Raw genomic sequence first — 22,949 nt, 5'->3', positions numbered from 1 at the left:
CGCCCATTCCACCAGAAGAGCGGCACGGTGGCGAGCCCCCGCACGGCCTGCGCCGGGGCCGGTTCCCCCCTTGTGACCTGCGGTGCGGCCCCTACAATCGAAAGGGAGGGGCGGAAAGGTCCGCCAAGGTGACAATCACAGCCACTCCCCGAGTCGTCGCCACACGCCTCGCGTTGGGCGACCATCACCGCAAGACGGCCGTCCAGGCCCTCCTGGGAGGTCTGAGCGTCGTGGCCCTCACGGCGCTGTCCCTGCTCGTGGCCTCCGACAGATACCCCCTCTGGACGCTGTGGCTGGCCCCCGTCGCGGTCCTCATCCCGCTCACCTTCGTGTGGGGACCCCGCACCCTGCCCGAGGGACGCTCCATGGGCGCGGTCCTGGTGGCCGAGGCCGTCCTGGTCACGGGGACCATCACCGTGCTCCGCGGCTGGAACGGCGGTGAGGCCGCGGCCCTCGGGGCGGCGAACGTCGGCGTCGCCGTACTGCTCGGAACCGCTCTGCGCCGGGCCTGGGGGAACCGGTGGTATCCCTCGACACCGGTCGAGCTCGGGCTGGGCCAGCTCGCCACGCTCGGTGCGGCCGCGTGGCTGATCGTGCTCGACGGCGTGCCCGGGATCGACCCGGCGCGGCTGTCGATGACCGACGGCCTGTGGTGGCTGGCGAACCTGTTCGTCCAGTGCTCCCTGGGCCTGCTGCTGGTGATGCTGCCGCACTTCCCCACGGCGGAGCGGCGGGTCCCGCGGCCGCCGTACCTCCTCCACCAGCTCGTCGCCCTGACCGTGGTGACGCTGGTGGCGATGGCGGTGGCTTCGGCGCACCGTGAGTACCCGCTCGCCTGGCTGCTGCTGGCGCCCGCCCTGTGGGCCGGCCTGCTGCTGTCCTACCGCAGTGCGGTCGTGTTCATGACGACCGCCGCGGTCGCCCTGGTGGTGCTGTCCAGCGGCCCGATCGTGCCGCACGGGCTGGACGACGTCTACGGCCAGGTGATCGTGCACGCGGCCTCGGCGGCCGCCGTGGCGACCACCCTGCTGCTGGTGATTCTGCGGCAGATGCGCCAGGAGGTGCTCGATGAGCTGCGCCGCGAGCGCTCCGACGCCCAGGCGCTCAGCGAGCTGCAGGACTCGGTGCTGCAGTCGATGTCCGACGGCCTGCTCCTGGTCGACGACCGGGGCCGGGTGCTGTTCTCCAACGCGGCGGCCCAGTGGGTGCTCGGGACGACCGTTCCGGAGGACCCGCCGGACTCGTGGTCTCGCTACTTCGGCCTGCGGACCGCCGACGGGCTGACCCCGCTGGAGGAGTCGGAGGTCGCGCGGATCGCCGCGGTGATCGAGTCCGGCGGCGTGGATTCCGGCGACGTCAGCCTCATCCATCCGCACACCGGCGAGCTGCGGGTGCTCTCGGTCCGCGCCCGCGGGCTGCGCTCGCCCGAGGGGCCGCGTGCGCTGATCCTCGTCCGCGACGTCACCGAGCAGCGGGAGCGACACGAGCAGCTCCTCGGCTTCGCCGAGAGCGTCGCCCACGACCTGAAGAGCCCGATGGCGGGCATGGACATGTGGCTGCGTCACCTCGACCTGGCCCTGGCGTCCGGCGACCTCGAGGGCGGCGCGCAGTCGGTGAGATGGTTGCAGCGCGGTTCCGCCGGAGTCGGGCGAGTGATCGATGAGTGGCTGGCCTTCACGGTCACCCGGCACAGCGAGCTCAACCCGGTGGTCATCTCCCTCGACCGGCTCGCCGAGGACGTGGTGGGCGACGCGGTCGCGGCCGCGTGCCACCGCGCCCCCGAGGTGACGCTGGACCTGCCGCACCACGTGTGCGCGGACCACCACCTGGCCCGGCAGCTGCTGGCCAACCTGGTCGCCAACGCGATCAAGTACACCCCCGAGGAGCGCGACCCCTGCATCAGGATCGCGAGCCACGACGGCGGCTCCGGGTGGGTGGTCGTGGAGATCGCCGACCAGGGATGCGGGATCGCGCCGCAGGATCGCGAGGTGATCTTCGAGAACTACGTCCGCAGCAACCGGGACGCCGCCGTGGCCGACGGGCACGGCATCGGCCTGGCGGTGTGCCGGGAGGCGGTACGCCGGCACGGCGGCTGGATCCGCGCGGGCGACAACCGGCACGGCGGCGCGACCTTCACCTTCACCCTGCCCAGCGCCTGAGACCACGGCCGGCCCTCAGCCGGCGCTCAGTCGTGCCCCGTACGATGCGGGACGTGACCGCACCTGCCGAAATCCCCCGCTCCGCCCACGGCTGGGCGCTGGTGTCCCGCCACGGCGACACCGTGCTCGACGCGTGGTTCCCCGCTCCCTCGCTGGGCGCCTCCGACGGAGGCGAGGCTCCCGCCGAGCTGACCGCCCTCGCGGGCACCGACGACGCCCGGGGAGTGACCCGTGAGGTGGAGCTGGTCGAGATCGAGGACCTCCAGCAGCCGCCCGCCGGCACCGAGGACGTCTGGCTGCGACTGCACCTGCTGTCCTCGCGGGCCGCCGTACCCCACACCATCTCGATGGACGGCGTGTTCGGGCTGCTCACCAACGTGGTGTGGACCAGCCAGGGCCCGTGCGCGGTCGAGGGCTTCGAGCTCACCCGCGCGCGGATGCGGGCCCGCGGGCCGGTGATCGTGTACGGCGTGGACAAGTTCCCGCGGATGGTCGACTACGTCCTGCCCGCGGGCGTGCGGATCGCCGACGCCGACCGGGTGCGCCTGGGCGCCCACCTGGCCGAGGGCACCACCGTCATGCACGAGGGGTTCGTCAACTTCAACGCCGGCACGCTCGGCTCCTCGATGGTCGAGGGCCGGATCTCCGCCGGCGTGCTGGTCGGCGACGGCTCCGACGTCGGCGGCGGCGCCTCGATCATGGGCACCCTGTCCGGCGGCGGCACCCAGGTGATCTCCGTCGGCCGCCGCTGCCTGCTCGGCGCCAACTCCGGGATCGGCATCTCGCTCGGCGACGACTGCGTGGTCGAGGCGGGCTGCTACGTGACCGCCGGGACCAAGGTGACCGTCAAGGACGCCGAGGGCGAGCGGGTGGTCAAGGCGCTGGAGCTCTCCGGCGCGTCGAACGTGCTCTTCCGCCGGAACTCGGTCACCGGCACGATCGAGGCCGTGCCGTGGCAGGGGGAGGGCATCGCCCTCAACACCGCGCTGCACGCGAACTGACGTGAGTCGCGGCGCGAAGGCGCTGCTGGTCCTCGGGGTCATCGCGGTCGTCTTCGCGGGTGTGGGCATCCTGTCCCGTCAGGCGCCGAGCCTCATCCCCGGCCGGGAGTTCTGCTCCGCCACGGTCGGCGACCAGACCGTGGAGATCGACCTGGAGCAGGCGGAGAACGCGTCGCTGATCGCGGCCGTCGCCGTACGCCGTGGGCTTCCGCCGCGGGCTGCGTCGATCGCCCTGGCGACGGCGTACCAGGAGTCCGACATCCGCAACATCGACTACGGCGACCGGGACTCGCTCGGGCTCTTCCAGCAGCGGCCCAGCCAGGGTTGGGGGACGGCGGAGGAGATCATGGACACCGAGTACTCCATCAACCGGTTCTACGACGAGCTGGTGCAGGTGCCCGGCTATGAGTCGATGCCCATCACCGAGGCCGCGCAGGAGGTGCAGCGCTCGGGCTTCCCCGAGGCGTACGCCGGCCACGAGGCCGACGCGCGCGTCCTCGCCTCCACGCTCACCGGCCAGACCCGGCCGGGGGCGTTCAGCTGTGAGCTGCGGGGCACCCCCGACGGCGGGAGCCTCGAGCTCAACGACGACGGGCTCGTGCCCGCGGCCGCCCGGGTCCGGACGGAGCTGGAGGCGGCCTTCGGTCAGCAGTCGCTCGGCGGGTTCGCTCCGCAGGGCGTCGACTCGGGCCACCGGAGCGGGTCGACGCACTACTCCGGTCGGGCGCTCGACGTGTTCGTCCGCCCGATCAATCCGGCCAACAAGCAGCGCGGCTGGGCGATGGCGGCCTGGGCGGTGGCCAACGCCGACCGGCTCGGGATCGCGACGGTGATCTTCGACGCGCGGATCTGGACCGCCTGGCGCAGCGGCCAGGGCTGGCGCGACTACGAGGTCTCCCGCTCCCGCCCCGGCGACCGCGCCGTCCTCCTGCACCGCGAGCACGTCCACATCGACGTCCCCGGCTAACCCTCTTGTCACCCAGCCCCCGTCCCCCATCCCGCCGAGTCGGCAAGGAGGGGGTCAGGAGAGAAGCGGTCAGGAGAGGCGGGCGAGGCGGGAGGCGGCCTCGGCGACCCGCTCGTCGGTGGCGGTGAAGGCGACCCGGACGTGCTGCGCGCCGGCGGGGCCGTAGAAGGCGCCGGGGGCGACCAGGATCCCCTGTTCGGCGAGGGCGCCGACGGTGGCCCAGCAGTCCTCGTCGCGGGTCGCCCAGAGATACAGCGAGCCCTGGGAGTCGTCGATCCGGAAGCCGGCGCCCTCCAGCGCGGTCCGCAGGGTCGCCCGGCGCGACCGATAGCGCTCGCGCTGCTCCTCGACGTGCGCGTCGTCGGCGAGGACGTCGACCATCACCGCCTGCTGCGGACCGGGCAGCTGGAGGCCGAGGTTCTTCCGCACCGCCAGCAGCTCGCCGACCACGGCGGGGTCGCCGGCCACGAAGCCGCAGCGATAGCCCGCGAGGTTCGAGCGCTTGGACAGCGAGTGCACGGCCAGGATCCCCTCGGGCGAGCCGCCGGAGACGTCGGGATGCAGCACGCTCACCGGCTCGGCGTCCCACGCCATCTCGATGTAGCACTCGTCGCTGACCAGCAGGGTGCCGCGGTCCCGGCACCACTCGACCACCTTGCGCAGGTGCTCGACGGGCAGGATCCGCCCGGTCGGGTTGGACGGGGAGTTCAGCCAGAGCACCTTCGGCCGCTCCGGGCCGATCGCGGTCAGCGAGTCGGTGGCCAGCGCCCGTGCACCGGCCAGCGCGGCGCCCACCTCGTACGTCGGATAGGCCAAGGCCGGGTGCACCACCAGGTCGCCGGGACCCACGCCGAGCTGCAGCGGCAGGTCCGCGATCAGCTCCTTGGTGCCGGTCACCGGCAGGACGGAGTCCAGGCCGAGACCGTCGACGCCGAGCCGGCGGGAGAGCCAGTCCAGGGCGGCCTGCCGCGTCGCCGGCAACCCGATCGTGGTCGGGTAGCCGGGCCAGTCGGCGGCCGCGGCGAGTGACTCACGGGCGACGTCCGGGGTGGGGTCGACGGGCGTGCCGATGGACAGGTCGACGATCCCGTCGGGGTGGGCGCGCGCCCGGTCGCCGTACGCGACCAACGCGTCCCACGGGAAGTCGGGGAGCCTCCGCGAGACTCCCCCGACCTCCACGGGACTCACTCGTCGTGCTCCTGCGGGGGCAGCGCGGCGACGATCGGGTGGTCGTAGTCGATCTCGCCCATCTTGGCCGCACCGCCGGGGGAGCCGATCTCGTCGAAGAAGTGCACGTTGGCGTCGTAGTACTCCTTCCACTCCTCCGGGGTGTCGTCCTCGTAGAAGATCGCCTCGACAGGGCAGACCGGCTCGCAGGCGCCGCAGTCGACGCACTCGTCGGGCTGGATGTAGAGCATCCGCTTGCCCTCGTAGATGCAGTCGACGGGGCACTCGTCGACGCAGGCCCGGTCCTTCAGGTCGACGCAGGGCTGGGCGATGACGTAGGTCACCAGTTCCTCCTGACAACTCACGCGATGCGCGCGGATGGCGGCCACGGGGGCCGAGTGCCCCCAGCCTAATATCCCCTCATGCCCGGAACCGGAGAGCCCCACGATCCGAACACGGGCCGACACCGGCTCGGTCCGCACGTCGTCGGACAGCGCGTCGTGGTGCGTCACCTGCTGCCCGACGGCCGCGCCACCGACGTCCTCGGGGTGTGTACGGCGTGGACCGCGGACTCCCTGACCGTGGACACCGACGACGGTCCGGTGACGGTGCCGCTGGCGGACGTGGTCACCGGCAAGCCGGTGCCGCCCCGGGCGTCGGTGCGCGCCCGGGTGAGCGCCCGGGACGCCGAGCTGCACGGGCTGGTGGTGTTCCCCGGGCTCGACCTGGTCGAGGTCGGCGACTGGCTGGTCCGCAGCGATCCGGAGCCGGCCGAGCGACTCTTCAAGCGCGCCAACTCCTGCCTGGCCATGGGCGACCCGGGGATGCCGTTCGACGACGCGGAGGCGCAGATCCGGCAGTTCTACGGGCTCCGCGGCCGGCCGCCGCTGGTGCAGGTGGAGCGGGACTCCGACACCGAGGCCGCGTTCGCCGGAGCCGGGTGGACGCCGCTCGGCGAGGGCGACACCGACTTCCTCGTCGCGCCGCTGGGATCGGTCGCCCGCCTGCTCCCGTCCCCGCCGGAGGACGTCCGGGTGAGCGAGGACGGCCCGCGGGTGCTCGCCGAGCTGCTCGTGGACGGCCGGGTGGGCGCGCGTGGCCGTGCGGCGTACGACGACGACTGGCTCGGCCTGCACGCCCTGGCCACCGCTCCCCCGCTCCGGCGCCGCGGGCTGGCCCGCCAGGTGCTCGCCGAGCTCCTCGACTGGGGCGCGGTCCGGGGAGCCCGCACCCTGTGGCTGCACGTCGAGACCGACAACGCGCCCGCGCGGGCGTTCTACGACGCCCTGGGCTTCCGCGCGCACCACGGGTGCCGCTATTTGACCCCGGGCTCCTGAGCCCGCGCTCCGTCGGAACGAGACCGTCGACCCGGCGGACCCACCCCAAGGGAGGGGTCCGGATTGACTTAGGTTAGCCTTACCTATCGTGTTCTCCCCACGAATCCCTCGCCCCTCATCCATCCTCCGACCCCTCGTCGCGGCCGCAACGGCCCTCACCGTCGTCGTCCTCAGCGGCTGCGGCAGCACCGAGCAGACCGCCTCGTCCCAGCAGTCCGAGACCCGCACCGTGACCACCATGCTCGGCGACGTGGCCGTCCCGACCGCGCTGGAGAAGGTGGTCGTGCTCGAAGGACGGCGCGACCTGGACATCGCCCTCTCGCTCGGCCTTCCCGTCACCGGCGTGCCCGCCCTCGAGCCCGGCACGATGGACCTGCCGGCGCCCATCCCCGCCGAGCGCACCGAGGACGCCGAGAAGCTCTTCCTGCGCGGCCAGATCAACGTCGAGGCGATCGCGGCGGCCGCCCCCGACCTCATCATCAGCCGCTTCTCCGACATCGAGCCGGTCCGCGCCGAGCTCGACGCGATCGCACCCGTCCTCGCCATCGGCGACCAGGACACCTCCCCCTGGCAGAAGGACCTGCGCCTGGTCGCGAAGGCGACCGGCCGCACCGACCGCGCCGAGAGGCTCATCTCCGCCTACGACAAGCGCGTCGCGGACCTGAAGAGGACGTACGCCGACGTCCTCGCCGCCAACACCTTCGCCCCCATGAACTACGACCTCGAGAGCGACTCCACCGACACCCGCGACAACCGCCTGCTGACCACCGTCATGAAGGACGTCGGGATGAGGCCCTCGGCCGCCTGGACCAGGTCGGTCGACGACGATCAGGCGATCTACGGCCCCGAGCAGATGAAGAAGGGGTACGGCGACGCCGACGGGCTCGTGGTCCTGGTGAGCGAGCCGGAGGCGTGGGCCTCGGTGCAGGACAAGCCGCTCTACCAGCAGCTGCCGGCGGTCAAGAAGGGCCACGTGGTCCGCTCGGATCGCCGTACGCACGAGGGCGCCGCCCTCACCGCCGACCACGCCCTCGACGTGGTCGAGCAGCTGCTGAAGACCTACCGAGCGTGACGAGCGCGACGCTCGCACCGGCACCGGTCCGGTGGCAGCCGCTGCTGCTCGGGGCGCTCGGGACCTGCGCGGTCTCGGTCGTCCTGAGCATGTTCGTGGGCGGCCTGGCCCTGGACCCGGCCACGGTGTGGCAGGCGCTGCAGGGCTCGGCCGCCGCCGAGGCCGAGGCGGTCGTGGTCGGGCAGCGGATACCGCGCACGATCCTCGGCATCCTGGGGGGCGCGGCCCTGGCGACGGCCGGGGCCGTGATCCAGGGGCACACGCGCAACCCGCTGGCCGACCCCGGCCTGCTCGGCGTCACCGCCGGGGCGAGCCTGGCGGTCGTGCTCGCCGTGTCACTGCTGGGCCTCACCAGTCCCGCCGGCTACCTCTGGTTCGCCTTCGGGGGCGCCGCACTCGGGTCCGCGCTGGTCACGGCCCTCGGCCTGGCCACCGGGCGGCGCCGGGACGGCTCCCCCGCCGCCCTGGTGCTGGCCGGCGCCGGCGTCTCGGCGTTCCTGAGCGCGGTGACCGGGGTGGTGCTCCTGCTCGACGTCACGACGCTCGACCTCTTCCGGTTCTGGACCGTGGGCTCCCTCACCGGCGGTCGCGGCCCCGAGGTGATCGCCCCCGTCGCTCCACTGCTCGCCGCAGGACTGCTCCTCGCCGTGGCCCACGCACCGACGCTGAACACCCTGTCCCTCGGCGACGACGTGGCGCGCTCGCTCGGCAGCGGCCTGGTGTCGGCCCGGCTCGTCGGCCTCACCGCCGTGACGCTCCTCGTGGGCTCCGCCACGGCACTGGTCGGCTCGCTGGGCTTCATCGGGCTCATCGCGCCGCACGTCGTACGGCGGTTCAGCGGACCCGACCACCGGGTGCTCGTTCCGGTCTGTGCTCTGGCCGGCGCGAGCCTCGTGGTCCTGGCCGATGTGGTCGGCCGGGTGATCATCAGCCCGGCCGAGCTGCCGGTCGGGATCGTCCTGGCCGTCGTCGGCGGGCCGATCTTCCTCCTCATCGTGGTCCAGCTGCTGCGAGGTCGGCGATGAGCGCCCTGAGCGGCCGGGTGTCGGTGCGCGTGGGTCCGGTCTCCGCGCGCGTGGCGCCGCGGACGGTGCTCGTGGCGTGCGGGGCCGCGCTGGCGGCGGGCGTCGTGTCGGTGCTCGCCCTCGCGGCGGGCGACTACCCGATCGCCCCCGCCGATGTCGTCGCGACCCTGCTCGGGGGCGGCGACCGGCTCACGCGGATGATCGTGATCGACCTGCGGCTCGCCCGGGTGCTGCTGGGCCTGGTGGCCGGGGCGATGCTCGGGATGGCCGGCGCCATCGTGCAGACCACGACCCGCAACGGGTTGGCCAGCCCGGACCTGCTGGGCGTCACGGCGGGTGCGGGCGCGGGCGCCGTGGCGGTGCTGGTCCTCCCCGGCATCGGCGGGCCCGTGGGGACTCCGGCCGCCGCGCTCGTGGGTGGCCTCGCGGCCGCCGCGCTGGTGGCGCTCCTGTTGCGCCTGACCAGCGGCACCGGCCTGCAGGTGCTTCTGGTCGGCGTGGGCGTCTCCGCCTTCTTCGGCGGGCTCACCAGCTGGCTGCTCATCGTGGCCAGCATCGACGACCTGGCCCGCGCGAACGCCTGGCTGACCGGCTCGCTCAACGAGCGCGGCGCCACGGAGGCGATCGTCCTGGCGGTGACGCTCATGCTCACCACCGTGGTGCTGCTGCCGCTCGCCGCCCGGCTGCCCTCGCTCGAGCTCGGCCGGGACGTCGCCGCGGCGCTGGGCCACCGGCCGGGGCGATCGGAGGCGGGTCTGCTGCTGTGCGCCGTCGGGCTCACCTCGACGACGGTCGCCATGGTGGGGCCGATCGGCTTCGTGGCCCTGGTCGCGCCGCACCTGGCCCGGATGGCCAGCGGCGCACCCCGGCCGCCGTTGATCGCCTCCGCGCTGGTCGGCGCGGCGCTGGTGACCGCCAGCGACCTGGTGGCCCGCGCGGCCTTCGCCCCGCTGCTCCTCCCGACCGGCGCGGTCACCGCCGCCGTCGGCGCCCCCTTCCTCATCTGGTTGCTCGTCCTCGCCCGAAAGGGGTACTCCTCGTGACCGCCTTCCACGTCGACACCGTGACCGTCCGGTACGGCGACCGCGCCGCGCTCGACGCCGTGGCTGCCGACCTGCCCCGCAACGCGATCACCGTCATCCTCGGACCCAACGGCTGCGGCAAGTCGACCCTGCTGCGCAGCCTGGCGCGGCTGATCCGTCCCAGCATCGGCCGGGTGCTCCTGGAGGGCCGGGACGTGTCCGGGATCGACCGGCGCGCCTTCGCCCGTCAGGTGGCGCTGCTGCCGCAGGGCCCGCAGGCTCCGGACAACCTCAGCGTGATCGACCTGGTGGCGCGCGGGCGGGACCCCTACCGCCGGTGGTTCGACCAGTGGTCCCGGCCGGACGAGGACATCGTGGCCGACGCGCTGCGCCGTACCGGCCTCGAGGACGTCGCCGACCGCCCCCTGGAGACCCTGTCGGGCGGGCAGCGGCAGCGGGCGTGGGTGGCCCTGGCGCTCGCCCAGCGCACCGACCTGCTGCTGCTCGACGAGCCGACGACGTATCTCGACCTCGCCCACCAGCTCGACGTGCTGGACACGGTCGCCGAGCTGCACCGCCGCGACGGCGTGACGGTGGTGATGGTGCTGCACGACCTGACCCTCGCCGCGCGGTACGCCGACCACGTGATCGCGATGCGCGAGGGTCAGGTGGTCGAGGCGGGCCCGGTGGACGCGGTCATCACTCCCGCGATGCTGCGCGCGGTCTTCGACGTCGAGGCGCAGGTCCTCCCCGACCCGGACACCGGCCGGCCCCTCATCGTCCCGCGCGGCGGCGACCACTGGCGCGCCGCGGCGGTGGCCGGCTGACCCCCTGCTCCGGGTCCCCCGCCCGACCGAGCGCCGCCCGGACGGCGGCGATGTCGGCCGGCCCGACCCGGCAGCAGCCGCCGACCAGCCGGACGCCCCCGGCGAGCCAGGAGCCCACGAGCGCGGGGTCGAAGGCGGACTCCCCGGTCCACGCGCGCGCGTCGGCGTCCCACCCCTGGCCGGAGTTCGGGTAGGCCAGCGTCGCCCCGGCGGCCAGCGCCGGCAGCACGTCCGCCGGCGCCAGGCAGTTCACGCCGACGGCGGCCACCTCCGGCACGTCGGCGGCCATCGCGAACGCCTCCGCCAGCGGCTCCCCCGCGCGGGTCCGGCCGCCGGCCGCGGTCACCGACAGCCACGCCGGGTGCCCGGTCCCGGCGACCTCGGCCAGCACCGCCTCGACCTCCGCGAGGCTCGGGATCGTCTCGACGGCGAGGACGTCGGCCCCCGCGTCGGCGAGCACCGCCAGCCGGGGCGCGTGGAAGGCGCGCAGCTCGGCGACGGTGAGCCCGTAGTCGCCGGAGTACTCCGACCCGTCGGCCCGCATGGCGCCGTACGGCCCGACCGATGCCGCGACCCAGCCCTCGGGCCGCTCGGCGTCCCGGGCCCGCCGGGCGACCTCGACGCTGAGCCGCATCAGCCGCTCCGCCTCGTCGCGGTCGATGCCGGCGGCGGCGAACCCCTCGAAGGAGGCCTGGTAGGACGCCGTCGTCGCGACCTCGGCGCCCGCGGCGAAGAACTCGCGGTGCGCCCGCTCGACCGCCGCCGGATCGTCGCGCAGCAGCCGCGCGGACCACAGGCCGTCGGTGAGGTCGTGGCCGTGGGCCTCCAGCAGGGTCGCCAGCCCGCCGTCGAGCACGACGGGGCGGCGGCCGGTCACCTCGGCCAGGTCGTTCGCGGGCACCCGGCCAGAGTACGGCGACCGCGCAGGACGTCATACGTTCCGGGGAACCGGTCCCCCGGAACGCATGACGTCCCGACAGGCGCTAGGGGAGGCAGAGCGGGCGGAAGGCCGGGTCGGCCGGTCCGGGGCGACCCAGGGCGTTGAGCGCCCAGCGGATCGCCGGACCGTCCTGCGGGATGTTGAGGTGCTCGGTGAGGTCGGTGGGACAGGTGTCCTGCAGGGTGACGTTGGTGACCTGCCGCGCAGGCTTCAGGTAGCCGGAGGTGTAGGGCACCACGACCTGGTCGTAGCGGGTCACCACGTTGGTGTAGCTCACGTCGCCCGGCGACTCGTCGCCGGAGTTCAGCTCCGCGAGGAACTGGGAGTCGGAGGCCTGCTGGGTGCAGGAGTAGCAGACCGGCGCCAGGGGCGCGAGCGCGGCGGAGTTGTAGGTGCCATGGTTGGAGGGCGCCAGGCCGACGAGGTCGTCGACCTTCCCGGCACCACCGAGGTTCTTGATGTAGTAGCGCGGCATCATCCCGCCCTGGGAGTGCCCGACCATGCTGACCTTGGCCGCGCCGGTCGAGGCGAGCACCTTGTCCACGAAGGTGGACAGCTGGGCCGCCGACTCCTCGATCGGCCCGGTCGCCCGGTTGCCGTAGTCGAGGGAGTAGACGCAGTAGCCGCGACTCTTGAGCGTCCCGGAGAGGCGGTCCAGGAGGCTGCGCCGGTCGCCGAAGGTGCCGTGCACCAGCACCACCGGCGTCGGGCGCTGCGCGGTCGGCTGGCAGGACCAGTCGTTGGAGCCGATCGGGTCGCCGATCGTGGCGCTCGCCGGGGAGGTGGGCGCCAGGAGCAGCGCCAGGGGGAGGAGAAGGAGGGTCAGGGCCGAGAGGATCCGTCGCATGCCCCGGTCAACGAGCCGGAGTGTCCCAGGTCACGACACGCCGCTGCTCGCGTTCGGGTTGGTGCAGACCACCGTGTCGCTGGGGGTGTAGGTGGTGTGCATCTTCTCGGTCTTCACCAGCTCGTCGCTGCCGGCCTTGCGGAAGTAGCGCCAGACGTCGATGTCGAAGCCGCCGTACCCCGTGTTCGGCGTGCAGGTGGCGCTGTCGATCTCCCGCGTCTGTGGGGAGGTGAAGTTGTAGCGCTCGCCGGTGCGGGTGGTGATGTCCCAGTACTTCGTGGAGTACATCGAGACCGTCACCGCCCCGCTGGAGGAGTACGACGACGGGCTCACGCTGGCGTCGATCAGGATGCCGTAGGGGGTGTCGTTCTTGAACTTCAGGTCGACCGACCCCCACGCGACCGTCGCCTCGCGCCCCACCGGGTAGCGGTCGATGTAGAAGGAGTGCGGCTTGTGCTCGACGTCCTTCAGGCCCGCGAAGAACGCGGCGTTGAAGAGCGTGGTCGCCATCTGGGAGACACCACCGCCGAGGTCGCCGGTGAGGATGCCGTTGGAGATGATGTAGCCCTCGGTGAACCCGTTGGCCACGGTGCGCTCGCCGACGGTGTCGTTGAGGCTGAAGGTCTCCCCCGGCTTGAGCACGGTGCCGTCGATCAGCTCGGCGGCCCGGCTGAGGTTCACGTTGCGGTAGTTCGCGTGCGGGTAGTAGGTGGTGAAGGTGCTGACCTGCTGCTTGATGCCGAGCTTCCTGGCGTCGGCGGTGGTGAACTCCGGCTGGGCGACGGTGGTGCCGACCTTGCGGCTGCGACCCTCACCCTGGGCGGTGATCGCGGCGCGGAAGCGCCGCACCAACGGGTCCTTCTTGTAGGTCACGCCGGTCTTCGCCGGGATGATCTGCGGCCGGCCGTCCTGCAGCACGACCTGCGCGTCCTGGGGCGTGCCCTCGCCCGACACGTGCTCGTCGACGACCCCGAACAGCCGCTTCCGGTCGACCTGCAGCGCGAGCGCACCGTCGGACTCGGCGATCTTCACCGCGGGCAGGTACTCCTCCGGCGTGAGCCGGACGCTGGACTGGCCGAAGCGGAGCGTGATCGGCCCCGAGGTGGCGGGGTTCGCCCACGCGCGCTGGGCCTGCCGGAGCTCGCCCCCGGTGATCTCCGGCTCCACGGTCCGCAGCGGCGCCTGGACCGTGTCGTCGCTCAGATACGCCGCGAGTACGGCGTCCCGCGCGGCTGAGACGTCCAGCTCACGGCCGTTCTTGGCCTCGGTGACCTTCGCCTCGCCCTGCTTGAACGCGATCGCGCCCTCCACGGGCTTGCGCTCGACCGGCTTCGCCAGCCGTCGCAGCTCGTCGTCCAGCGCGTCGGAGTCCTCGGTCACGACGGCGTCCTCGTTGGAGCCGTCGGTGTAGTAGGCCCACAGCCAGGCCGGACTCCAGCTCCGCTCGGAGCCGACAGCGTCGACGGATGCGGCGTAGTCGACCGAGAGCCCCGCGTCCGCCGGGACCAGCGACGCGGTCCGGTCTCCGAGCTGAAGGTCCATGGGACGGGAGGCCTTGCCGCCCAGCTCGTCCTTCAGCGTCGCGATCGCCTCGGAGCGGGACTGGCCGCCGACGGAGACGCCCTCGATCGTGGTGCCCCGCGGCACCCCGTCCTCGGCCTGGGACCACGCCCAGACGTAGGCGGCGGCGACGATCAGGACCAGCAGGAGGAGCACCAGAGCGACGACGCGACCGCCCTTCTTCTCCGGCTGGTCAGCGTCCTCGCTGAAGATGAGCTGGTCCGACATCGGGGCCATCCTAGAGGGGTGATCCTTACGGCTAGGAATCGCGAGACGTCCGGGGAAGGCTCACCAGGGCGGCCGCCACCAGGGCCAGGGCGAACCCGATCAGCAGGTAGGACGTCAGGGAGCTGACCACGACCAGGTCGCCCCCGGCCCGCGGGGCGGCGAAGAGCGCGACCACGCCCGCCCAGCTGACGGCGTACGCCAGCCGCGCCGCTCCTGGGGGCAGGGCGACCAGCCAGGCCAGGGCGACCAGGACGGTCAACGGCAGCGTCCAGGGGCGCAGGTGCAGCAGCACTCCCGGGACCGCCGACAGCACACCGAGCACGACCGCCACGAGCGTCGCGCCCAGGCCCCGCAGGACGCGGCTCACAGTCCGGCGAACAGGTCGCTCTCCAGCCCGTCGGGGCCGACCGGCCCCTGGCGCCCGTGGGCCAGGCGGAAGAACTCGACGCCCCAGACCTCGTTGCCGAGGTTGTTCGAGAGCGCGAAGAACGGCCCGTCGGTGGCGATCTGGGTCGCGTGCGCGCGCATCGCGGCCATCTTGGCGGCGACGTGGTCCGACGCGTCGACCTTGGCCGCCAGGTCGGCGTCCGGCGACGTCATCGGCAGCGCCCCCTCGGGATCCATGCCCTCGAACGTGGTCGTGTCGCCGGCCTCGCGCAGCCGGCGCAGCCCCTCCCGCATCCGGGACTCGCTCATCGCGCTCCAGTAGATCTTGGCGATCTCCCACGGCTCGCCGAGGTCGCGACGGTACGACGGCACGGCGGCGAGCTGGGCGGCGTACATCGCCACCCGGTGGGCCTGGATGTGGTCGGGGTGGCCGTAGTTGCCGAACTGGTCGTAGGTCACCATCACCTGCGGCCGGACCTCGCGGATCACCGCGACCAGGTGGGTGGCGGCCTCGGTCAGGTCGGCGTGCCAGAACGCGTTGTCGCTGCTCTGGTCGGCGGGGACCGCGTAGCCGTCGGGGTGCCACTTCATCCCCGAGTCGCGGTAGGTGCCGAACCCGCCGAGGAACCGGTGGTCGGTCACCCCCAGCTCGGCCATCGCCGCGTCCAGCTCGCCGCGGCGGTGCTCGCCCAGGCCGTCGTCCCGGTCGGCGGCGAGGTGCTCCAGCTCGGGGACGAGGATCTCCCCCATCTCGCCGGCGGTGCAGGTCACCAGGGTCACGCCGCGGCCCTCGGCGGCGTACTTCGCCATCGTGGCGCCCTGGCCGATGGTCTCGTCGTCGGGGTGGGCATGGACCAGGAGCAGGCGCTGATCGGCGGTCATGGCCTTCAGCCTAGAGGCGGCCGCTTCACCCGCCGCGGCGCCTCCGGGAGCGGCGGCAGCGGCGGCAGGTCGCGGGCCGCTGCGGGCTCGTCGGCGTCCAGCCAGCCGTCGTACTCGTCGACCAGCACCTCGACCATCAGCAGCGGCGCGTCGGTGAGCACGGCCCAGGGGTGGTCCTCGTCGTCGTCCTCCCCGGCCAGCCGCTCGCGCAGCACGCTCGCCTGGTAGCCGTCGGCCCGCAGCCGGGCGGCCATCGCCTCGGCGTCGTCGGCATCGAAGAGGATCGCGCGCACGGCCCGATCCTCCCAGCCGCGTCCGCGCGACGCACGGCGGTGGTGTGTGATGAGGTGAGCCCATGGCAGCAGCGCCCGACCCCGGCACGCGCCCGAGCTTCCCCATCCACCTACGGCGCACCGACGAGAACACCCGCGAGATCGACGCCCTCGCCGAGCGCCTCGGCGGCGCGGCCGGTCTGGAGGGGGTGCTGGACAACCTGAAGTACCAGGCCCGCCGAGCCTGGGTGCCCAAGGTGCTGGGGCGCGCGGTCGGACGGGGCATCCGGTTCGACCGCTACGACCAGAAGGACGAGCGGTGGTGGCCGCAGGGCATCTCCACCAGCGCCGACGCCAGCGACGACGAGGTGGTCTGCGGGGGCCGCCGGGTGATCGTCACGACGTGGTACGCCAAGCCGGTCGACGGCGTCGAGCAGGGCTCGCGGCTCACCTTCTTGGACCTGAGGACGTTGAAGTACCGCCACGTGCTGCTGGTCGAGCCGCGGCTGGACCGGGACGGCAACCTGTCGCTCGAGCCGGTGCGGATCCACGCCGGCGGGGTCGTCTGGTACGGCCCGTGGCTGCACATCGCCGCCACCGCCAAGGGCTTCGTGACCTGCCGGGTCGACGACATCATGCGGGTCGACGGCGACGACCGGCTGCCCGAGCGGTTCGGCGTGCTCGACGACGGCAGCATCGCCTCCTTCGGCCACCACTTCGTGCTGCCGGTACGGTTCCGCTACCGCGCCTACGCCGACAACCCCAAGCGGCGACTGCGCTACTCCTTCCTCTCCCTGGACCGCAGCCAGCAGCCGCCCGAGCTACTCGCCGGGGAGTACGGCCGCCGCGGCCAGTCCACCCGGATCGCCCGCTATCCCCTGGACCCGGAGACGCAGCTGCTCGCCACCGACGAGGACGGCCGCTCGCAGCCGGCGGTCCTGGAGAAGGGCGTCGGCCAGATGCAGGGCGTCGTCCAGGTGCACGGCACCTTCTACGCCTCGGTGTCGCAGGGGGCCTGGATGTCGGGGGCGATGTACGTCGGCCGCTCCGGCGACCTGCAGCCGCACTCCTTCGCGCTCCCGTTCGGCCCCGAGGACCTCTCGTGGTGGCCCTCGACCGACACCCTGTGGTCGGTCACCGAGCACCCCCGGCGCCGCTGGATCGTGGCGATGCCGCGCCGCTGGTTCGGCCGGCACAAGCCGACCCCCTGGGTGCCGCGCCGGGTGCCCCGGCGACTCCGGCCCCTGCTCGAGCGGTTCGCCCGCCCCGGCAAGGAGTAGCCGGCGCTGTCCCGCTCCCCTCCCGCGACGGGAGGCGAGTCGGGGTGAGTACGACGGTCAGCGGGGCTGGCGGGCGAGCTGCCGCGACTGCGCGACCAGCCGGCCGGCGGAGTCCCACACCTCGCAGTCCTCCTCGAACATCCCGCCCGCCATGTTGCCGGTGGTGATCCGCACCTTCAGCCAACCCGGCGCCGGGTTCGCCCGCACGTGCGCGGTGAGCTCCATCGTCGGCGCCCACCCCATCCGGCCGAGGTCGAAGGTGACCGGCGGCAGCGCGTCCACGACGGTGAGCAGCGAGATCGGGTCGGGCTCGCGCCCGTCGTTGAGCCGGAACCAGCCCTGCAGCACGCCGCGCATGCTCGGCCTGCCGATCGCCCAGCCGGCGCTGGCGGGATCGAAGCGGATGTCCACCCACTCCTGGATCGGCGCGATCTCGAGGAACTCCGGCGGAGCCAGGTCGTTGCCGAGGCACTCCTCCGGCGGAGGCAGGTCGGGCGGCGTGGCGGTGGTGCCGACGTCATCCGGCAGGTCGCCGAGCCGGCCGAAGGTGGCCAGCGCGGTGACCCGGGTCTGGCCGTCCTGCTCCAGGTCGGCGGCGTAGGTGGCGGTCGAGCCGCCCACGCGCCGGGGCGTCGTACGGATCACCGCGTCCCCCGCCACGGTCGGGCCGAGGTAGTAGGCCGAGACCACCAGCGGGTCCGGGCGCTCGGGGCTGGCCGCGCGCAGCGCGTTGCCGATCACCCCGAGGACGTAGCCGCCGTTGACGCCGCCGCCGACCCGCCAGCCGTCCTCCAGCCGGGCGGCGTAGACGCCGTCCTCGGCTGCGGTCACGGCGATGTGGGCGTCGTACTCGGCCAGCGTCATGAGCCGCAGCCTACGGCCGCGCTCCCGGCTAGAGTCCGTGACGTGAGTCACGGCGACCCCTCCGGCCTGGAGCCGATCGAGCGCGCCGGCATCGAGGAGCTGCGAGAGCTCCAGCTGGCGCGGCTTCGGTGGTCGCTGGAGCACGCCTACGACCGCGTGCCGCACTACCGCTCCGCCTTCGACGCGGCCGGCGTCCACCCCTCGGAGGTCTCCTCGCTGGCCGACCTGGCGCGGTTCCCGTTCACCACCAAGGCCGACCTGCGGGAGAACTACCCGTTCGGCATGTTCGCGGTGCCGCGGGAGGAGATCTCCCGCATCCATGCGAGCAGCGGTACGACGGGCCGGCCGACCGTGGTCGGCTACACCCGCGCCGACGTGGACCTGTGGGCCGGCGTGATGGCGCGCTCGATCCGGGCGGCCGGCGGGCGACCCGGCATGACCGTGCACGTGGCCTACGGCTACGGCCTGTTCACCGGCGGGCTGGGAGCGCACTACGGCGCGGAGGCGCTGGGCTGTGCCGTCGTACCCGTCTCCGGCGGCATGACCGAGCGTCAGGTGACGCTGATCCGGGACTTCGAGCCCGAGGTGATCATGGTGACGCCGTCCTACATGCTCGCGATCGCCGACGAGATGGAGCGGCAGGGCATGGATCCGCGCTCGTCGTCGCTCAAGGTGGGGATCTTCGGCGCCGAGCCGTGGACCGACGAGATGCGCCGGGAGATGGAGGAGCGGCTCGGGATCGACGCGGTCGACATCTACGGGCTCTCGGAGGTGATCGGGCCGGGCGTCGCGCAGGAGTGCGTGGAGACCAAGGACGGGCTGCACGTGTGGGAGGACCACTTCTATCCCGAGGTGATCGACCCGGTGACCGGGGCGGTGCTCCCCGGCGGCGAGGAGGGGGAGCTGGTCTTCACCTCGCTCACCAAGGTCGGGATGCCGATCGTGCGCTACCGTACCCGCGACCTGACCCGGCTGCTGCCCGGCACCGCCCGGCCGATGCGGCGGATGGAGAAGGTGACCGGCCGCAGCGACGACATGATGATCGTGCGCGGGGTGAACCTCTTCCCGACCCAGATCGAGGAGCTCGTGCTGCGCACGCCCGCCCTGACCCCGCACTTCCAGTGCGTGCTGACCCGCCCCGGCCGGATGGACGACCTGACGGTGCGGGTCGAGCGCCGGCCGGACGCCTCCCCGGAGTCCGCGGAGGACGCCGGGCGCCGCCTGGCCGGGCTGTGCAAGCACAACCTCGGGGTCACCGTCGCCGTCGAGGTCGTCGACCCCGAGGCGATCGAGCGCTCGATGGGCAAGATGCGGCGGATCGTCGACGAGCGGTAGCCGGCCTCATGTCGGTCGGCTCCGCCGGGACGTCATACGAACCGGGGAAGCGGTTCCCCACTCCGGATGACGTTGTTTGCGACCGCGCCGGAGCGGGGGCCCGGGCGCGCCGCCGGGCGCCGGGAGGTTGTCAGGGAAAGCGTGCGCTTGTCGGCCGAGGTTTCAGCCGGGGAGCGGCCGTTTCCCCGGTGCACCGGGGAAACGTCCCACTACCCCCGCCCACTCACCCGGTCGGCAAGGAGAGCGAGAGGGGAGGTACGGCGCGCGCCGGCGAACTCGCGGCGGTCGGCGAGGCGGTAGGCGGCGTAGAGCCCGTGGATGCCCAGCCAGCGCAGCGGCTCTGGCTCCCAGCGGCGCACCCGGTGGCCGACCCACGGCAGCGAGACCAGGTCGGTGTCGCGGCCCAGCACCAGGTCGGCGAGGGTGCGTCCGGCGAGGTGGGTGGCGGCGACGCCGGTGCCGACGTACCCGCCGGCGTGGCCGAGCCCGGTGACCGGGTCGTGTGCCACGGTGGCCCGCCAGTCGCGCGGCACGCCGAGCACCCCGGACCAGCCGTGCGCGACCGGGACGTCGCGGATCATCGGGAACCACGAGCACAGGATCGCGTGCAGCGTCTCCGCGGTCCGGGCGTCGATGCCGCCGTCGTTGTCGGTGCGCGAGCCGAAGCGGTAGGGGTTGCCGCGGCCGCCGATCGCGATCCGCCCGTCGGTCGTGCGCTGGGCGTAGGAGTAGACGTGTGAGAGGTCCTCGAGGGTGTCGAAGCGCTCCCAGCCGATCGCCGCCCACGCGTCCTCGGGCAGCGGGTCGGTGATGATCATCGAGGAGTTCATCGGCACCCAGGTACGGCGCTCCCCCGCGAGGTCGGCGGTGAACCCCTCGGTGCAGCGCAGCACGTGCCGGGCCCGGACGGTCCCCCGCTCGGTGTGCGCGGCACCCGGCTCGATCGAGCGCACGGCCGTGGACTCGTGCACCCGCACGCCGCGGCGGCGCACCGTCTCGGTGAGCCCGCGGACCAGCCGGGCCGGGTCGACCCGCGCGCAGTGCGGCTCTCGGACGCCGCCGAGCAGCCCGGCCACGTTCACCCGATCGGCCGCCTGCTCCGCGGTGAGCAGGCGGGCGCCGGTCTCCGGCCACTCCCGGCCGTGCTCGGCGAGCGCGCGGGCGCGGCCGAGCTGGGCGGGGTTGCGTGCCGCGAGCAGGGTGCCGCCGCGCCGGATCCGGGCGTCGATCCCCTCCCGCTGGGCGACGTCGGCGACCTCGGCGACGGTGTCGTTCATCGCCAGCTGGAAGCGCCGTACGGCGTCCCGGCCGTGGGTGCGCGCCCAGCCGTCGAGGCCGCCGGTGACGGTGGCGGTCAGCCAGCCGCCGTTGCGACCGGAGGCGCCGTACCCCGCAGTCCGCGCCTCCAGCACGCGCACGTCGAGGTCGGGCTGGAGGACGCTGAGGTAGTACGCGGCCCACAGGCCGGTGAACCCGCCGCCCACGATCGCGACGTCGCAGGCGGTGTCGCCGTCGAGCGGGTCGGCGGGCGTGGGGTGGCCGAGGTCGTCGTACCACCAGGACACGCGCCCGGTGACCCGCGGCAGGCTCACGGCGCCCGGATCAGGAGCGCAGCGGCTGGAGCGCCTCGGTCATCGTGGTGAGCTGGGTGAGCATGGTGCGCAGCTCGTCGGGCCGCCGCTCCTGCGGGGCGAAGCCGTCGTCGTCGAAGTCGGCGAACGAGCTCAGCGCGACCTGGGCGCGCACGTCGACCATCTGCGCGTTCGCCACGATCTGCCGCCACTGCTCGACCGCGCGGACGCCGGAGTCGGCGCCGTAGGAGACGAACCCGACCGCCTTGTGCATCCACTCGGGATAGATCGCGTCGAAGGCGTTCTTGAACGCGCCGGGCACGCCGTGGTTGTACTCCGGGGTGATCCACACGAACCCGTCGTAGGAGTCGATCTCCCGGCCCCAGCGCTGGATCTCCGGGGACGAGTACTGCCGGTTCGCGGCGCCGGGGACGACGGCGTCGGTGAGCAGGGGCACGTCGAAGTCGGCGAGCTCGAGCAGGTGGAAGCTCTGGTCGTCCTGGGCGTGCTCCTCGGCGAGCCAGTGCACCCACCGGCCCACGCTGGAGCCGTGCCGGCCCTCCCGGATGCTGCCGACGATGATCGCGATCCTCATGGGGGCAGCCTCTCAGACCGGGTGCGCCGCCGTCTCCAGCACCTCGACCTCGTCGCCCACCGCGACCTCGGCGGTCGCGCCGGCGGCGAGCTCGGGGATCAGCCGGATGCCGAACCAGGTGGCCCCGTCCCACGCCCGGTGCCGGGCCAGCGTCCGGATCGGCTCCTTGCCGGTCTCCAGGCTGGTCGGGTCGATGGTGGTCAGCACGCAGCGGTCGCAGTGCTCGCCGAAGCGGTACGTCGTCCCGCCGATCCGGACCCGGCGCCAGGAGTCCTCGACGAACGACTCCTCGCCGTCGACCACGATGCTCGGCCGGAACCGCTCGAGCGCCTCCTCCCGCCCCAGCCACGCCTCCCCCGACTCCTGGGCGACCAGGTCGCGCAGCCGGTCGACGCTGGCCTCGGTGACGAGCAGGATCGGCCCGGCGTCGGCCAGGCTCATCGTCTCCCCCGGCCGCCCGCCGTGGCTCTCGCCGATCTCGCGGGCGCGGATGTCGCCCAGGTGGGCCAGCCTCAGCTCCCGTCCGGTCGTCCGGCTCAGCCAGGCGCTCGCCTCGTCGGCCGCCAGGGTCAGCCGCTCGAGGCGGCTGATCCGCACCGGCACCTCGGTCGCGTCCGGGCCCGGTGTCGCGACCCGCACCGAGGCACCGGACCGGTCGCCGAGCAGCAGGCCCTCGGGCGTCGGGGTCGCCGTCACGCCCAGCAGCGCGTGGCACTCCCGGGCCGACACCCGATGACCATCGGGGTCCAGCGCCACCCAGCGCCGGTCGTGCTCCAGGCCGATCGGCGTGACCGTCGCCCGGTCGGCGAGCACGCCGGAGGCCGACTTGAGCGGGTAGGTGGCCAGGCGGGTGACGTGCACCCTGGCGAGCCTACGGGCCAGGATGGGCGTCATGCGCTTCGTGCTGATCCGCCACGCCCAGTCGGGCAACAACCTGATCATCGAGACCACCGGCGGCGACGAGGGGCGGCAGCCGGACCCGCTGCTCACGCCGTTGGGTGAGGAGCAGGCGGCCGCGCTGGCGTCGTACGCCTCCCAGGACCGGCTGCCGTGGGAGCTCACCCACCTGCGCACCTCGCTGATGGCGCGCGCGGTCCAGACCGCCGCCCCGCTGGCCGACGCGCTCGACCTGCCGCTGGAGGGCGACACGGAGCTGCACGAGTGCCTCGGCCCCTACGACGTGCTGCCGGACTCGGGCACCCGGGTGCCGCACCCGGGGGCGCCACGGTCGGTGCTGACGTCGTACTCCTCCCGCCTCGTCCTGCCCGAGGACGTCACCGAGGACGGCTGGTGGACCGCGGAGGTCGAGTCGACGGAGCAGGAGTACGTCGACCGCGCGCGCCGGGTCGTCGAGCGGCTGCGCGTCACGCTGCCCGCCGACGCGACGGTCGGGCTGGTGACCCACGGCTGGTTCACCCAGTACCTGCTGCGCGAGCTGCTGGGGATCGGTGAGATGAGCGGCTGGTTCGCGATCCCGAACACCGCCGTCTCGATGCTCGCCGAGCTGGGCCGGCGCGAGCCGTGGAGTGGCACCGAGGCGCTGCGGATCGGGTGGCTGCCGCACCTCGCGCCCGGGCAGGTCAGCACCTGACCGCCCGGGCGCCGGCGCGC

General features: G+C 73.5%; 23 protein-coding genes. 11 read left to right on the top strand and 12 right to left on the bottom strand.

The genetic code is table 11. The features are described from left to right. Positions 1-230 precede the first annotated feature (230 nt). The 3 genes from K8W59_RS04250 to K8W59_RS04240 are packed head-to-tail and all read left to right on the top strand — an operon-like array spanning position 231 to position 4,127. On the top strand, positions 231-2,159 hold the full coding sequence (locus K8W59_RS04250; protein ID WP_223397511.1) for a sensor histidine kinase: 1,929 nt from the start codon (positions 231-233) through the stop codon (positions 2,157-2,159). Between the two features lie 44 nt (positions 2,160-2,203). Continuing rightward, positions 2,204-3,160, top strand: coding sequence for a 2,3,4,5-tetrahydropyridine-2,6-dicarboxylate N-succinyltransferase (gene dapD, locus K8W59_RS04245; protein WP_397195967.1), 957 nt, complete (start codon positions 2,204-2,206; stop codon positions 3,158-3,160). A 1-nt stretch (position 3,161) separates the two neighbouring features. After that, a complete protein-coding gene (locus K8W59_RS04240; RefSeq protein WP_223397510.1) occupies positions 3,162-4,127 on the top strand; it encodes a hypothetical protein in 966 nt (321 codons plus the stop codon). Positions 4,128-4,196: 69 nt separating this feature from the next. On the opposite strand, the gene dapC is transcribed toward K8W59_RS04240, so the two are convergent. Together dapC and fdxA are read right to left on the bottom strand one after the other, a co-directional pair. Then, on the bottom strand, positions 4,197-5,315 hold the full coding sequence (dapC, locus tag K8W59_RS04235) for a succinyldiaminopimelate transaminase (RefSeq protein ID WP_317846302.1): 1,119 nt from the start codon (positions 5,313-5,315) through the stop codon (positions 4,197-4,199). Further along, a complete protein-coding gene (gene fdxA / locus K8W59_RS04230; RefSeq protein WP_223397509.1) occupies positions 5,312-5,638 on the bottom strand; it encodes a ferredoxin in 327 nt (108 codons plus the stop codon). The genes dapC and fdxA overlap by 4 nt, the downstream gene beginning before the upstream one ends. Before the next feature lie 78 nt (positions 5,639-5,716). Here fdxA and K8W59_RS04225 point away from each other — a divergent pair, with 78 nt between their 5' ends. The 5 genes from K8W59_RS04225 (at position 5,717) to K8W59_RS04205 (ending at position 10,577) form a co-directional block, all read left to right on the top strand. Further along, on the top strand, positions 5,717-6,631 hold the full coding sequence (locus K8W59_RS04225) for a GNAT family N-acetyltransferase (RefSeq protein WP_223397508.1): 915 nt from the start codon (positions 5,717-5,719) through the stop codon (positions 6,629-6,631). 88 nt (positions 6,632-6,719) lie between these two features. Beyond that, positions 6,720-7,703: an ABC transporter substrate-binding protein gene (locus K8W59_RS04220; protein WP_223397507.1), complete on the top strand. Its 984-nt coding sequence runs from the start codon at positions 6,720-6,722 to the stop codon at positions 7,701-7,703. Continuing rightward, complete coding sequence (locus K8W59_RS04215) at positions 7,700-8,728, top strand: FecCD family ABC transporter permease (RefSeq protein ID WP_223397506.1); 1,029 nt, start codon at positions 7,700-7,702, stop codon at positions 8,726-8,728. The genes K8W59_RS04220 and K8W59_RS04215 overlap by 4 nt, the downstream gene beginning before the upstream one ends. Further along, positions 8,725-9,771, top strand: a complete 1,047-nt coding sequence (locus K8W59_RS04210; protein WP_223397505.1) for a FecCD family ABC transporter permease — start codon at positions 8,725-8,727, stop codon at positions 9,769-9,771. Before K8W59_RS04215 ends, K8W59_RS04210 begins: the two co-directional genes overlap by 4 nt. After that, a complete protein-coding gene (locus K8W59_RS04205; protein WP_223397504.1) occupies positions 9,768-10,577 on the top strand; it encodes an ABC transporter ATP-binding protein in 810 nt (269 codons plus the stop codon). The genes K8W59_RS04210 and K8W59_RS04205 overlap by 4 nt, the downstream gene beginning before the upstream one ends. On the opposite strand, the gene mmuM is transcribed toward K8W59_RS04205, so the two are convergent. The 6 genes from mmuM to K8W59_RS04175 form a co-directional block, all read right to left on the bottom strand. Then, complete coding sequence (mmuM, locus tag K8W59_RS04200) at positions 10,525-11,478, bottom strand: homocysteine S-methyltransferase (RefSeq protein WP_223397503.1); 954 nt, start codon at positions 11,476-11,478, stop codon at positions 10,525-10,527. The two genes, K8W59_RS04205 and mmuM, sit on opposite strands and share 53 nt — an antisense overlap. 82 nt (positions 11,479-11,560) lie before the next feature. Next, positions 11,561-12,364, bottom strand: a complete 804-nt coding sequence (locus tag K8W59_RS04195; RefSeq protein WP_223397502.1) for an esterase/lipase family protein — start codon at positions 12,362-12,364, stop codon at positions 11,561-11,563. Between the two features lie 30 nt (positions 12,365-12,394). Beyond that, complete coding sequence (locus K8W59_RS04190) at positions 12,395-14,152, bottom strand: VanW family protein (protein WP_223397501.1); 1,758 nt, start codon at positions 14,150-14,152, stop codon at positions 12,395-12,397. A 31-nt stretch (positions 14,153-14,183) separates the two neighbouring features. Next, on the bottom strand, positions 14,184-14,519 hold the full coding sequence (locus tag K8W59_RS04185; protein WP_223397500.1) for a hypothetical protein: 336 nt from the start codon (positions 14,517-14,519) through the stop codon (positions 14,184-14,186). Beyond that, positions 14,516-15,421, bottom strand: a complete 906-nt coding sequence (gene mshB / locus K8W59_RS04180) for an N-acetyl-1-D-myo-inositol-2-amino-2-deoxy-alpha-D-glucopyranoside deacetylase (RefSeq protein WP_223397499.1) — start codon at positions 15,419-15,421, stop codon at positions 14,516-14,518. The genes K8W59_RS04185 and mshB overlap by 4 nt, the downstream gene beginning before the upstream one ends. Positions 15,422-15,426: 5 nt before the next feature. Then, on the bottom strand, positions 15,427-15,714 hold the full coding sequence (locus K8W59_RS04175; RefSeq protein ID WP_223397498.1) for a hypothetical protein: 288 nt from the start codon (positions 15,712-15,714) through the stop codon (positions 15,427-15,429). A 62-nt stretch (positions 15,715-15,776) separates the two neighbouring features. Here K8W59_RS04175 and K8W59_RS04170 point away from each other — a divergent pair, with 62 nt between their 5' ends. Next, entirely contained in the window at positions 15,777-16,973 is a 1,197-nt protein-coding gene (locus K8W59_RS04170) for a hypothetical protein (protein WP_223397497.1), read from the top strand. A 57-nt stretch (positions 16,974-17,030) separates the two neighbouring features. Here the strand turns inward: K8W59_RS04170 and K8W59_RS04165 are convergent, their stop codons facing one another. Next, entirely contained in the window at positions 17,031-17,837 is an 807-nt protein-coding gene (locus K8W59_RS04165; RefSeq protein ID WP_223397496.1) for a thioesterase family protein, read from the bottom strand. Positions 17,838-17,879: 42 nt separating this feature from the next. Here K8W59_RS04165 and paaK point away from each other — a divergent pair, with 42 nt between their 5' ends. Continuing rightward, entirely contained in the window at positions 17,880-19,172 is a 1,293-nt protein-coding gene (paaK, locus tag K8W59_RS04160; RefSeq protein ID WP_223397495.1) for a phenylacetate--CoA ligase PaaK, read from the top strand. A gap of 209 nt (positions 19,173-19,381) precedes the next feature. Here paaK and K8W59_RS04155 read toward each other — a convergent pair whose 3' ends face one another. The 3 genes from K8W59_RS04155 to K8W59_RS04145 are packed head-to-tail and all read right to left on the bottom strand — an operon-like array spanning position 19,382 to position 22,199. Next, entirely contained in the window at positions 19,382-20,764 is a 1,383-nt protein-coding gene (locus tag K8W59_RS04155) for an NAD(P)/FAD-dependent oxidoreductase (RefSeq protein ID WP_223397494.1), read from the bottom strand. A gap of 10 nt (positions 20,765-20,774) precedes the next feature. Next, positions 20,775-21,338 carry an NADPH-dependent FMN reductase gene (locus K8W59_RS04150; RefSeq protein WP_223397493.1) on the bottom strand — a complete coding sequence of 188 codons (564 nt, stop codon included), beginning with the start codon at positions 21,336-21,338 and terminating at the stop codon, positions 20,775-20,777. A gap of 12 nt (positions 21,339-21,350) precedes the next feature. Next, a complete protein-coding gene (locus tag K8W59_RS04145) occupies positions 21,351-22,199 on the bottom strand; it encodes an MOSC domain-containing protein (protein WP_223397492.1) in 849 nt (282 codons plus the stop codon). Between the two features lie 31 nt (positions 22,200-22,230). On the opposite strand from K8W59_RS04145, the gene K8W59_RS04140 reads away from it, so the two are divergent. Continuing rightward, positions 22,231-22,929 carry a histidine phosphatase family protein gene (locus K8W59_RS04140; protein WP_223397491.1) on the top strand — a complete coding sequence of 233 codons (699 nt, stop codon included), beginning with the start codon at positions 22,231-22,233 and terminating at the stop codon, positions 22,927-22,929. Positions 22,930-22,949: the final 20 nt, after the last annotated feature.

The organism is Nocardioides rotundus, from assembly GCF_019931675.1.
In the GTDB taxonomy this organism is placed as follows: domain Bacteria; phylum Actinomycetota; class Actinomycetes; order Propionibacteriales; family Nocardioidaceae; genus Nocardioides; species Nocardioides rotundus.
Note: the sequence above shows the minus strand (reverse complement) of the source record. Positions and strands in the feature narration are given on the sequence as shown.

Coding starts and splice junctions, on each gene's coding strand:
- dapD (WP_397195967.1), top strand. CDS start 2,204: ATGCGGGACGTGACCGCACCTGCCGAAATCCCCCGCTCCGCCCACGGC.
- K8W59_RS04225 (WP_223397508.1), top strand. CDS start 5,717: ATGCCCGGAACCGGAGAGCCCCACGATCCGAACACGGGCCGACACCGG.
- K8W59_RS04210 (WP_223397505.1), top strand. CDS start 8,725: ATGAGCGCCCTGAGCGGCCGGGTGTCGGTGCGCGTGGGTCCGGTCTCC.
- K8W59_RS04195 (WP_223397502.1), bottom strand. CDS start 12,364: ATGCGACGGATCCTCTCGGCCCTGACCCTCCTTCTCCTCCCCCTGGCG.
- K8W59_RS04190 (WP_223397501.1), bottom strand. CDS start 14,152: ATGTCGGACCAGCTCATCTTCAGCGAGGACGCTGACCAGCCGGAGAAG.
- mshB (WP_223397499.1), bottom strand. CDS start 15,421: ATGACCGCCGATCAGCGCCTGCTCCTGGTCCATGCCCACCCCGACGAC.
- K8W59_RS04170 (WP_223397497.1), top strand. CDS start 15,777: ATGGCAGCAGCGCCCGACCCCGGCACGCGCCCGAGCTTCCCCATCCAC.
- K8W59_RS04165 (WP_223397496.1), bottom strand. CDS start 17,837: ATGACGCTGGCCGAGTACGACGCCCACATCGCCGTGACCGCAGCCGAG.
- K8W59_RS04150 (WP_223397493.1), bottom strand. CDS start 21,338: ATGAGGATCGCGATCATCGTCGGCAGCATCCGGGAGGGCCGGCACGGC.
- K8W59_RS04140 (WP_223397491.1), top strand. CDS start 22,231: ATGCGCTTCGTGCTGATCCGCCACGCCCAGTCGGGCAACAACCTGATC.